The following is an 11,869-nucleotide window of genomic DNA, read 5'->3' as shown; positions in this document are numbered from 1 at the left end:
TTCCATCATCCGTTCCTCCATCTTCCAACTAAAAAAATAATTAAAAACAGAGTGATCAGCATATTGGTCACTCTTGTTATTTTCTATACTTTTGTACAATGCGTTTTTTTAAGATCATAGCAGTAGTAATTGTCTTGTTAATTGGAGCTTATGCAGCTTCCATGTATTATTTTGTGGACGAAAGCAAAGATTTCAAAATAGAAAAAGAGATCGATTATCCTTTGGAAAAAGTCTTTTTGCAATTCAATAATCTACAACATTTTACAAGATGGAATAATTTCTTTACAAGTTCCCAATCTATTGATATCGATTATTATACACCGTATGAAGGGCAGGGAAGTTCTATTAGCTATGTAGACCCTAAAAACGATACGGATGGCGAAATGTTTATCCGTTACGAAAACCCGAATAAATCTCTAAGATATCAGCTTTTTGAAGAAAAAAATGAAAGCCCGACTGTTGTCGACGTTAAATTTAAAGCGGTGTCCGCTGAAAAAACCAAAATTACATGGGTTGTTCATACCCCGAAACTTTCTGTTTTAAGAAGAGTTGAAAATTTCTGGACCGAAGACCGTTTTGCCGAAAACATCAACAAAAGTATGGCAAATCTTAAAAATGTTTTAGGAAATAAAGTGGAAAAAGACAATCAGATGGCTTCAATAAAATACGACAGTCTGATGGTTGAAAATGAAGAAGAAAAATTATTGCTGGGAATAAACGTAAGTACTTCCAACAAAAAAGATGCGCTTTACAAGAATATTGTGATGAATTATAACAAGATTTACAATTACACCACAATGGATCTGGGCAAAAAAGAAGATGAATTCGGTTTCCCGATGCTCATTACGGATGCAGACAATTACAAAGACAAAGAAGTATCCTATTTTCTGGGGATTCCTCTGTCTAAAAAATTTGGGGTTACAGATAATAACTTCAGTTTCAGAACGATTAGTCCCACCCAGAATTATGTGATGTACTATAAAGGAAACTATGCCGGAAGAGTAAAGGCTATACAACAATTAATCCAGAAAGCCAAGAAAGACGAGATGCGTTTTAATGATATTCGTCAGACTTTTATAGAACGCCCGATGGAAGATCAGGATGTCAATATGAAGCTCTCATTATCAGTATTTAAGTAAATTTACAGAATTTATTTCTTTTATAGTTTTTTTAATAGTTTAAAGGCTGTTCAGAATCGGTTTTTTTTATTAAATTTGAAGCTTAATTCTACAAACAAATTTTAATAACAGATAAACTGTAATAATGGACAGATTTTCATTCCTAAACGCAGCTCATTCTCAGTTAATTGAGGATTTATACCAACAGTACTTAAAATATCCCGATTCTTTAGAACCATCATGGAAAGCCTTCTTTCAGGGTTTCGATTTTGCTTTGGAGAACTACGGAGACGATGATAACGTTCAATATGTTCAGGCTCCTGCAGTTTCAGCACCTGTTGTTCAGCAGGCAACTCAGGCAGCAACAAACGGAGAAGTTCCGGAACACATCAAAAAAGAATTCAAGGTAGTAAACCTTATTGAGGCGTACAGGACGAGAGGACATTTGTTTACCAAAACAAACCCTGTAAGAGAAAGAAGACATTATACGCCGACTTTAGACATCGAAAATTTCGGTCTGGATAAGTCAGATTTAAATACAAAATTCAACTGTGCGGTTGAAACAGGAATGAAAGGTCCTGCAACTTTACAGGATCTCATCACACATTTAGAGAACATCTACTGTGATTCTATCGGTGTGGAATATATGCACATCAACAATGTTGAAGAAAAAGATTTCATCAAGCAGTGGCTTCAGGTAAATGAAAACCACCCGAATCTTTCAGCCAACGAAAAAACGGAGATTTTATTAAAATTAAATCAGGCGGTAGCGTTTGAAAATTATCTTCACACAAAATTTGTCGGGCAGAAAAGATTCTCATTGGAAGGTGGTGAAACTTTAATTCCTGCTTTGGATCAGTTGATCTCAAGATCTTCTCAGTTGGGCGTAGATGAAGTGGTTTTAGGAATGGCGCACAGAGGAAGATTAAATGTTTTAACCAATATTTTCGGTAAATCTTACAAGCAGATCTTCTCAGAATTTGAAGGAAAAGAATTTGAAGAAGATGTATTCTCAGGTGACGTAAAATACCACTTAGGTTCATCCAAAAAAATCAAAACAGCTTCAGGAGAAGAAGTTTCTATTAATTTAACACCAAACCCGTCTCACCTTGAAACGGTTGCAGCCCTTGTAGAAGGAATCTGCCGTGCAAAAGTGGACGATAAATACAAAGATTATTCTAAAGTTTTACCGATCATTATTCATGGTGACGGAGCGATTGCGGGGCAAGGTATTGCTTACGAAGTTGCGCAGATGATGACTCTAGACGGTTATAAAACAGGAGGAACGGTTCATATCGTGGTAAACAACCAGGTTTCGTTTACAACAAACTATATGGATGCGAGATCTTCTACATACTGTACAGACGTTGCTAAAGTTACAGAATCTCCTGTAATGCACGTAAATGCAGATGATGCAGAAGCAGTGGTTCATGCAATCCATTTTGCGGCTGATTTCAGAGCGAAGTTTGGAAAAGATGTGTATATCGATTTGTTAGGATACAGAAAATATGGTCATAACGAAGGAGATGAACCAAGATTTACACAGCCTAATTTGTATAAAACAATTTCCAAGCACCCGAATCCGAGAGAAATTTATAAAGATAAATTACTGAAAGATAACGTAACATCCAACGATGTGATCGCTAAAATGGAAACAGAATTCAAAGCACTTTTAGATAAAGACTTTGATGCTTCCAAAGAAATTGAAAAGAACGTAATGGACGTTTTCATGGCAGATGACTGGACGAATTATCCGATTGGGAAAAGAGGAGCAGTTCAGGAGCCTGTTGATACAAAATATGATCTTGAAAAGCTGAAAGAACTGGCTGTTAAAATGTCTACACTTCCTGCAGATAAAAAGTTCTTAAATAAAATTACAAGACTTTTCGAAAACAGATTAAAAGCGATTGAAGGAAACTCTTTAGACTGGGCTCTTGGAGAATGGCTGGCTTATGCAACACTTCTTGTTGAAGGTCACAATGTAAGAATTTCCGGTGAAGATGTAGAAAGAGGAACATTCTCTCACAGACACGCAGTGGTAAAAACAGAAGATACTGAAGAAGAATACATCCCTTTAAGACAGGTTTCTGAAAGCAGATTTGATGTATTCAACTCTCACCTTTCCGAGTATGGAGTTCTTGGTTTTGATTACGGTTACGCAATGGCTTCTCCTAATACGTTAACGATTTGGGAAGCTCAGTTCGGAGATTTCGTGAACGGTGCGCAGATTATCGTAGACCAGTATCTTGCAGCCGCAGAAGAAAAATGGAAAATTCAGGACGGTTTGGTAATGCTGTTGCCTCACGGTTCAGAAGGACAGGGAGCAGAACACTCTTCAGCAAGACTGGAAAGATTTTTAACCCTTTGTGCAAACGAAAACATGGTGGTTGCAAACATCACTTCTCCTGCTAACTATTTCCACCTGTTAAGAAGACAGTTGAAATGGTCATTCAGAAAACCATTGGTGGTAATGAGTCCGAAATCATTGTTAAGACATCCGAAAGTGGTTTCTCCGCTTGAAGATTTCGCTAACGGAGGTTTCCAGCCGGTTTTAGACGATCCTTCAGCAGATCCTAAAAAAGTAGAAAAATTAGTACTTTGTTCAGGTAAATTATACTTCGAATTATTGGCTAAAAAAGAAGAATTGAACGCTGAAAACATTGCACTGGTAAGATTCGAGCAGTTATATCCGCTTCAGACAGATGCTATAGAAGCAATCTTCGAAAAATATTCAAACAGAAAAGAATTGGTTTGGGCTCAGGAAGAACCGGAAAATATGGGAGCTTGGTCTTATATCCTAAGAAACTTCAGAGAAACAGGAATCAATGTTATTGCTCCGGTTCCAAGTGGTGCTCCGGCTCCGGGAAGTCACAAAATGTTTGAGAAAAATCAGAATGCAGTAATCAACAGAGTATTCGACAGAAACGATGCTCCGGTAAAAAGACCTGTAACTGCTTAATTAAAAATAATAATCAATAAAAAAATAAAAAATACGATATGTCAGTTTTAGAAATGAAAGTTCCTTCACCGGGCGAATCAATTACAGAAGTTGAAATCGCAACTTGGCTTGTAAAAGATGGTGATTATGTAGAAAAAGATCAACCCATCGCTGAAGTAGATTCAGATAAAGCTACTCTTGAATTGCCTGCTGAACAAAGTGGTGTAATCACTCTGAAAGCTGAAGAAGGTGACGTTGTACAAGTAGGACAGGTGGTTTGTTTAATCGATATGGATGCTGCAAAACCTTCAGGAAGCGCTGCTCCTGCTGCTGAAGCTCCAAAACAGGAAGAGGCTCCTAAAGCGGCTGAACCTGTTAAACAGGAAGCTCCGGCTCCACAACCTGTAGCTGCTGCAACGCAGACGTATGCAACGGGTGCTCCTTCTCCTGCTGCTAAGAAAATTCTTGACGAAAAAGGAATGGATGCTTCACAGGTTTCAGGAAGCGGAAGAGACGGAAGAATCACCAAATCAGACGCTGAACTGGCTGCAGTTCCTGCATTGGGAGGAAATCCTGTTACCGCTACAGGTTCCAGATCTACAACAACAACTAAACTTTCAGTTCTTAGAAGAAAAATCGCTCAGAGATTAGTTTCTGTGAAGAATGAAACGGCAATGTTAACGACTTTCAATGAAGTTGACATGTCTGAAATCTTCAGATTAAGAAAATTATATAAAGAAGAATTTGCTCAGAGACACGGAGTAGGACTTGGTTTCATGTCTTTCTTTACAAAAGCGGTAACAAGAGCTTTACAGATGTATCCTGATGTAAACGCATCCATCGACGGAGATTTCAAAGTAAACTATGATTTCTGCGATATTTCAATTGCAGTTTCAGGTCCGAAAGGATTAATGGTTCCTGTATTGAGAAATGCTGAAAATATGTCTTTTGCAAGCGTTGAAGCCAACATCAAAGATTTAGCGACTAAAGTAAGAGACGGAAAAATCACGGTTGATGAAATGACAGGCGGAACATTTACCATTACAAACGGTGGAACTTTCGGATCTATGATGTCTACACCTATCATTAACCCTCCTCAATCTGCAATCTTAGGGATGCACAACATTATCCAGAGACCTGTTGCGGTTGACGGACAGGTGGTAATTCGTCCGATGATGTACGTTGCGATGTCTTATGACCACAGAATTATCGACGGAAAAGAATCTGTAGGATTCTTAGTTGCAGTAAAAGAAGCGATCGACAATCCGGTTGGTATCTTAATGAACGGAGACGAAAGAAAAGGTCTTGGATTATAATTATTGATAAAAATTATAGTATAAATATAAATCTCGCCTCAAAAAGGCGAGATTTTTGTATCTCTTGTAATAAATACTAAGATGATGTTTTCTAAAATGACCTCCAATATCAAAGTTTCAGTAATACCTGAATATGATAGCAAAAACAGTTATCCGTCTGAAAACAGACACGTTTTCAAATACAATATCGTTATCGAAAACGAAGGCAGTTTTCCTGTAAAAATTCTTAAAAGAAAATGGCTGATCTTCGACGTAGGCTTCGGATATACAGAGATCATCGGAGATGGCGTAATCGGATTGACTCCTGAGATTCCTACAGGCGAAAATTTCGCTTATTTCTCCAATGTGATGCTTCGTTCCGGAGTGGGAAATATGAGCGGAAAATACCTTGTAAAAAATATGGAAACGCAGGAAAGCTTTGAAATTGATATTCCTAAATTCAATCTTTTATCAGAAGTTTTAAGCAATTAAAATTCCAAAATCTGGAAATTAAATTCTGCATTCTGGAATTTGTCTGTTTCAATTCGAAGGAATAGCAAAAAGATTAAAGTTTTTTTATTTTTAATTTCATCACATCATTCACCTCTTCATTGCTTGTGAGAAACAGTTTTTCGAAAGCCAGTAAAGATATTTTAGCACAAACCTCTGCATCGTCACCCGCTCTGTGATGGTTAAAACTGATCTGGTGGTATTCAGCAAGATGTTTTAATCCATATCTCGGAAGATAATTCCATGATTTTTTAGCTAACTGAATACTGCACAGGTAGTTGAGTTTTGGAGTGAACATTCCATAATGATTCAGGCATCCGCGAAGCACACCTGCGTCAAACCCTGCGTTATGGGCAATCATTAACGTTCCGTACATCATTTCCTCTACTTCATACCAGATTTCATCGAAAGTAGGAGCGTCTTTCACATCATCCGGAAGAATACCGTGAACATCCACATTAAAAGGACTGAAATAAGGAAAACTTGGTGGTTTGATGAGCCATGTTTTGGTCTCAATGATTTTTGAATCCTGCACAACACAGATTCCAAGCTCACACGCGGAATTTCGCTCGTGAGTTGCTGTTTCAAAATCTATTGCGCAGAAATCCATAAATAAAGTTTATAGTTTATTGTTTTAAGTTAAGGGTTTAAATTTTCTTTTTATCCCCTAAAAAATGTTTGAAAACAAGCCATTTGGCTTGGTAATAATCTGATTTCTGATGTTTCTGACGGCGTTTTAAAGTTCCGGGAATCTGTGCGTAAAATCCGAAATGTCCTCTTAAAACTGCCCAAAAATGGGAAATTCCATTTTTATAGGCAAAATAAAATGAGGCAGCTCCGTCAAGGCACAATCTGAAAAAAATCAGCCAGATTAATTTTGGAAAAGGAAGATTCTTTAATAACATCGAAAAGTTATTTCGGATGTTTAGAAACGTTTTCTGTGCACTCTGCTTGTTTAAAGTTCCTCCGCCAACATGATATACTTTTGATTTTCCGGTGTAAAAAACTTTCTTTCCCGAATTAATCAGTCTCCAGCAAAGATCAATTTCTTCCTGATGTGCAAAAAACCGTTCATCAAAACCTTTCTGCTCCCAAAAATCTTTGCTTCGAATAAATAAACAGCATCCGGAAGCCCAGAAAATTTCCGTTTCATCATCATACTGCCCTTTATCTTCTTCCAGATCATCAAAAACTCTTCCTCTGCAATACGGATAACCTAGATTATCGATTAATCCGCCTCCTGCACCCGCAAATTCGAAGTAATTTTTATTGTTGTAGGAAAGAATCTTAGGCTGGACCGCGGCAATGGAAGAATCTTTTTCAAAGAGTTCTAAAACAGGATCGATCCAGTTTTCGGTAACCTCCACATCAGAATTCAGAAGACAGTACAATTCATTTTTAATTTCTTTTAAACCTTCATTGTAGCCTCCTGCAAAGCCGTAATTTTTATTGTTTTCAATAATCTGTACCGAAGGAAAATTCTTTTGAAGAAAATCGACAGAATCATCGGTGGAAAGATTGTCAACCACATAAATATCAGCATTTTGAGAAAACTGAACCACATTGGGAAGAAATTTTTCCAGCCAGCTTTTCCCGTTCCAGTTTAAAATAACGACTGCTAATTTTTTCGACATGAGAAATTAAATTTTTTCTGAATCAAAAGTTTTTATAGAATCCTGATATTTCCATTTTCTGTGCGACCAAAGATAGTTATCGGGTCTTTTATTCAACGTATTTTCCAATAGTCTATGGAATTTTTTCACCACTTCATTTTCCACAAATTTTTCTCCGTCCGGATAAATTCTGTGATAATTAACCTGATAATAACCGCGTTTTACCTTCTTCATTTCACAGTAAATGAACGCCAGGTCCATTCTTGTTGCCAATTTATCATAACCGATGAAAACCGGAGTTCTCTGGTTTAAAAATTCTAAACCGTAATTAACGTGGGAAAAGTGGGGAGTCTGGTCTGCCACAAACATATAGGCAGAACTGCCTTTGCTTTTGGATCTGAAAATGTGCATGATCACTTCATTCGCTTCCAGTGCTTCATTCCCGAATTTATTACGGACTTTTTTCATCTGATTTTCCCAGAAATCACTGTTCACTTTTCTGTAAACAGGATGGCAGTGATCCTGCGGAATTACTTTAGCAAGAGCATTGATCCATTCCCAGTTGAAAACATGTCCCGCAAGCATAATCACATTTTTTCCTTCCGCTTTTGCCTCATGAAAAACTTCCTGATTGATGTGCTGCATTCTTACCCGCGATTCTGTTTCTGAAATACTGAAAGATTTTACCGTTTCTACAAGATAATCGGAAAAGTTGAGATAGAATTTCTTCCGGATCTCTGCAATTTCTTCCTCCGTTTTTTTTGGAAAAGAATTCTTCAGGTTTTGGGTAATTACATTTTTTCTGTAGCCGACGATATAATGATTCAGAAAGAAAATAATGTCTGAAAATACATACAAAACTTTCAGCGGAAGTTTGGAAATCAGATATAATATTTTGATAAGGAAATTCATAAAACATGCAAATTTACGCATAATAAAATTATGGTTCTGTTTTTGCTTACAAATAGTATTATTTTTTTATTTTTAACGTATGAAAAAATTATCATTAATCGCATTTCTGGGTTTAAGTTCCATTGCTTTCTCCCAGAATACCAATACCGTAAGACAGGAAGTTAAAAGTGGTTCAGAAGAAAAATCGTTATTGGTAAAGACAGATCATGCTGAACTGGATGCCAAGAAAAAAGCAGCAGAAGAGAAGGCGAAGCTTCCAAAACCTTATGATCCGAAAGCAGATGCAGAAAAAGATATTCAGAATCTTATTGCAAAAGCGAAAAAGGAGAAGAAAAACATCATGATTCAGGCAGGAGGAAACTGGTGCATCTGGTGTTTAAGATTCAATCAGTATGTACAGACTACTCCGGAACTGAAAAAATTAGTGGACGACAATTATCTATATTACCACCTGAATTATTCTCCGGAAAATAAAAACGAAAAGATATTTGCTAAATACGGCGATCCGGGAACGAAATTCGGATATCCTGTTTTCATCGTTCTGGATCAGAATGGTAAAATGATCCACGTTCAGCAGAGCGACGTTTTAGAGGAAGGAAAAGGATACAGCCTTGAAAAGGTAAAAGAGTTTTTCAACGTCTGGTCTCCAAAATCATAATCATAACCGGGAATTTCTCCCGGTTTTTTTATTTAAATAATATTCCTTACCACAATTTTCACCGGATGATACAGTAAAATAATTACTGCGGTAATTAAAGCCAGCCAGAACAATCCTGTAAAAATCTCCATATTGGAAAGCAGAATTGCCTGTGAATTTATTTTTGACTTAAAGATTCCGGTAGTGACAGACAAAGAGTCATTAACCGGAAGTTTCGAAATGGTATTTCCAAAAATCTGGTTCCATTGCGACGCGAAAATCGGGTTTGTGCTTACAAATTCCGAGCTTAAAGAATCGGAATGTTTTAGCGTTAAAAAAAGCATCAGATTCTGCATCAACGCATAACCGATTGCTGTGGTCCAGAATCTTGTGGCGGTTCCTACTGCGGTTGCATTGGAAACATACTGTTCCGGCATTCCTGCAATTAAGAAGAATACAAGCGGAGTAAAAAGCAAGCCTTGTCCGACTCCCTGAAGAAACAAGGGCGGACAAATCGTCTGAAGCGTTGTATCCGGATAAAAAGTGTAGGTAAACCATGCGCTGTCTATGGCTAAAATTAAAAATCCGGTAAAAAATACAAGCCTTGAAGAAGCACCTTTCGTGATGCACAATGCGGACAGAAAAACGCCCAGAAGACTTCCTGCAACGTTCCAGTACTGAACTTCCACAATATAATCCCACTGCCATTTCCAGACAACAGCCATCACGCTGTATACATTGTTGATGGAAGCTCTGAGAATATAAAAGATAAAGAAAAGAATAACCCCAACAATTACATTTTTCGAGCTGAAAACTTCAAAATGAAAAAACGGGCGCGGCTGATTTCTCTGTTTCAGCATGAATAATCCTCCAAAAACCAGGAACAGTAAAAAACAGAATACAATACTATCAGATTCAAACCACATCAGTCTTTTTCCATAGATCAGCGCGTAACCTCCTGTCTGAAGACATCCCCAAAGCAAAAACCAGCTTGTAATATCAAGCTGATACAAAGGTTTTTTCGGAAAAAATCTGTTTTTATTGAAAATAGCAAAAGCCATTACCAGAACGAAAACGTGAAAATAGACCATCATGAGAATCATGTGGCGGAAATCGTAGTTTTCTATGCTTGATTTCAGCAGGGAAGTGGTTAATGTTCCGCCTGTAAGAATAATGGTGTACATAAAAAGGTAGGCAATTTCTTTGGCGTGTTTTGTCTTTAATTCAGCCACAATAAGCGGGAGAAAAATGGCTCCTTCCAGAACTCCGAAAATTCCTTCCAGAAAACGGATGACAAGAATAATATGATAATCATGCGTAACAGAAAGTCCGTAAAGAATGAGAACGGAAGCGGAAGACATCAGCAAAGTATAATATTTTACGCTGAAATATGCCATAAAACGCTGTATCACCAAAAGCGTGACCACAAATGTTCCGTACATCAGGATCATGAGATACTGGATGTCGTCCGAATCTGCATCCATAAAAGACGCGGTAAATGCACTGTTGGAATGCAGAAGCGACAGCAGCATCAGATGCGGAAAAAGCGCGAGAATAAGAAGCGGAAGTTTCAGCCACTGCGGAACCCATCGATGATAAACTGAATTGTGATACATGATTAATTGAATAAAAAAAATAAAAAATTGCGAAAAGACAGAAAATTGTAAAAAAAGATAAGATGGCAAAATTGTATTCTGCCTTTTCGCTAAAAATAATTGATTGGTTAATTAAAAATCCGAGAAAAAAAAATTTGAAAAATGAAGACTCTAAAAAACTCAAACCCTCTCACTCTAAAACTCTAAATCTTCCTCGCACTCACCAGAACGTTCATTCCGGAAAGCAATTTTTCATTGTTTTGATTTTTGTTGAGAATGATTTTTACCGGAAATCGCTGTTCAATCTTTACAAAATTTCCTGTTGCATTGTCCGGTTTTACCAAAGAAAACTGGGAACCGGAAGCAGGAGAAACCGACAAAATTTTTCCTTTAAATTCCACATCAGGATACGCATCAGCGGTGATAATGACTTCTTTTTGCTGGTCGATTTGTCCCAACTGCGTTTCTTTATAATTGGCAATGATCCATTTTTCTTTGCTTACGATCTGAACCAAAGCCTGACCTTCTTTGATCAGTTGTCCTTCCTGAATGGTTTTCTTTCCTACCCAACCGTCGTAAGGTGCGGTAACATAAGTGTAGGAAAGAAAAAGCTTCGCATTGTTAAGATTGGCAGAACTTTGCTGTATCTGGCTTTTTACCGGAGCGATTTTCGTTTTTTGCTCACTAACGCCTGCTTTTACCGAGTTTTTTTGCTGTTCTAAAGCTATTAGACTCGCTTTTGCCTGTTCATACAAAGCTTTTGCATTTTCAAACTGCTGATCGGTTGCTGCATCTTCATCCACTAAATTTTTATATCGTTTAAAATCCTGTTCGGTTTTCCAGATGTCGATTTTGGCAGAAGCAATTTTTGCATCAATAATTTTAGTATCACTTTCTTTCGTATTCACTCCGCTTTCGATGGTGCTGATATTATCTGAATTAGCATGGAGACCGGCTTCCGCTATTTTTACCTGATTGATAAATTCGCGGTTGTCGATGATAACTAAAGTATCACCTTTATGCACAAACTGGTTTTCATTGAACTTTATTGTCTTTATAAAACCCGAAACTTTGCTGGAAACCGGCGTAATGTACTGTTCGATCTGCGCATCGTTGGTCGTTACATTTTTTCTCGAAAAAAGATAGAAGCTTAACATTCCTGTTATTCCGCTGATGATAAGAATCCACGCCAAAACGCTGATGATTTTATTGATTCTTTTTTCCTTTTGTGTTAATTGTTTCTTCGCCATA

10 protein-coding genes are annotated in these 11,869 nt (G+C 37.3%); 5 read left to right on the top strand and 5 right to left on the bottom strand.

All coding sequences use genetic code 11. The features are described from left to right. The first annotated feature begins 98 nt into the window (after positions 1-98). The 4 genes from H6W52_RS14310 (at position 99) to apaG (ending at position 5,843) form a co-directional block, all read left to right on the top strand. A complete protein-coding gene (locus tag H6W52_RS14310) occupies positions 99-1,139 on the top strand; it encodes an SRPBCC domain-containing protein (protein ID WP_116098882.1) in 1,041 nt (346 codons plus the stop codon). 124 nt (positions 1,140-1,263) lie between these two features. Beyond that, positions 1,264-4,077, top strand: coding sequence for a 2-oxoglutarate dehydrogenase E1 component (locus H6W52_RS14305; protein WP_116098883.1), 2,814 nt, complete (start codon positions 1,264-1,266; stop codon positions 4,075-4,077). A gap of 38 nt (positions 4,078-4,115) precedes the next feature. After that, on the top strand, positions 4,116-5,372 hold the full coding sequence (odhB, locus tag H6W52_RS14300) for a 2-oxoglutarate dehydrogenase complex dihydrolipoyllysine-residue succinyltransferase (protein WP_116098884.1): 1,257 nt from the start codon (positions 4,116-4,118) through the stop codon (positions 5,370-5,372). Positions 5,373-5,468: 96 nt separating this feature from the next. After that, complete coding sequence (gene apaG, locus H6W52_RS14295; RefSeq protein ID WP_228459451.1) at positions 5,469-5,843, top strand: Co2+/Mg2+ efflux protein ApaG; 375 nt, start codon at positions 5,469-5,471, stop codon at positions 5,841-5,843. Positions 5,844-5,916: 73 nt separating this feature from the next. Here apaG and H6W52_RS14290 read toward each other — a convergent pair whose 3' ends face one another. From H6W52_RS14290 to H6W52_RS14280, 3 genes are read right to left on the bottom strand one after another with little or no spacing between them, the layout of a single operon-like run. Continuing rightward, positions 5,917-6,471 carry a 3'-5' exonuclease gene (locus H6W52_RS14290; RefSeq protein WP_116098886.1) on the bottom strand — a complete coding sequence of 185 codons (555 nt, stop codon included), beginning with the start codon at positions 6,469-6,471 and terminating at the stop codon, positions 5,917-5,919. 37 nt (positions 6,472-6,508) lie between these two features. After that, positions 6,509-7,495, bottom strand: a complete 987-nt coding sequence (locus H6W52_RS14285; protein WP_116098887.1) for a glycosyltransferase family 2 protein — start codon at positions 7,493-7,495, stop codon at positions 6,509-6,511. Positions 7,496-7,501: 6 nt separating this feature from the next. Then, positions 7,502-8,386, bottom strand: coding sequence for a lysophospholipid acyltransferase family protein (locus H6W52_RS14280; RefSeq protein WP_116098888.1), 885 nt, complete (start codon positions 8,384-8,386; stop codon positions 7,502-7,504). Between the two features lie 79 nt (positions 8,387-8,465). On the opposite strand from H6W52_RS14280, the gene H6W52_RS14275 reads away from it, so the two are divergent. After that, entirely contained in the window at positions 8,466-9,044 is a 579-nt protein-coding gene (locus tag H6W52_RS14275; protein ID WP_116098889.1) for a thioredoxin family protein, read from the top strand. A gap of 32 nt (positions 9,045-9,076) precedes the next feature. Here the strand turns inward: H6W52_RS14275 and H6W52_RS14270 are convergent, their stop codons facing one another. Beyond that, positions 9,077-10,639, bottom strand: coding sequence for a hypothetical protein (locus H6W52_RS14270; RefSeq protein ID WP_116098890.1), 1,563 nt, complete (start codon positions 10,637-10,639; stop codon positions 9,077-9,079). A 182-nt stretch (positions 10,640-10,821) separates the two neighbouring features. Then, positions 10,822-11,868 carry an HlyD family secretion protein gene (locus H6W52_RS14265; protein ID WP_116098903.1) on the bottom strand — a complete coding sequence of 349 codons (1,047 nt, stop codon included), beginning with the start codon at positions 11,866-11,868 and terminating at the stop codon, positions 10,822-10,824. Between the last annotated feature and the right edge of the window lies 1 nt (position 11,869).

Source organism: Chryseobacterium sp. C2(2020) (assembly GCF_014218915.1).
GTDB classification, from domain to species: Bacteria; Bacteroidota; Bacteroidia; order Flavobacteriales; family Weeksellaceae; genus Chryseobacterium; species Chryseobacterium mucoviscidosis.
Note: the sequence above shows the minus strand (reverse complement) of the source record. Positions and strands in the feature narration are given on the sequence as shown.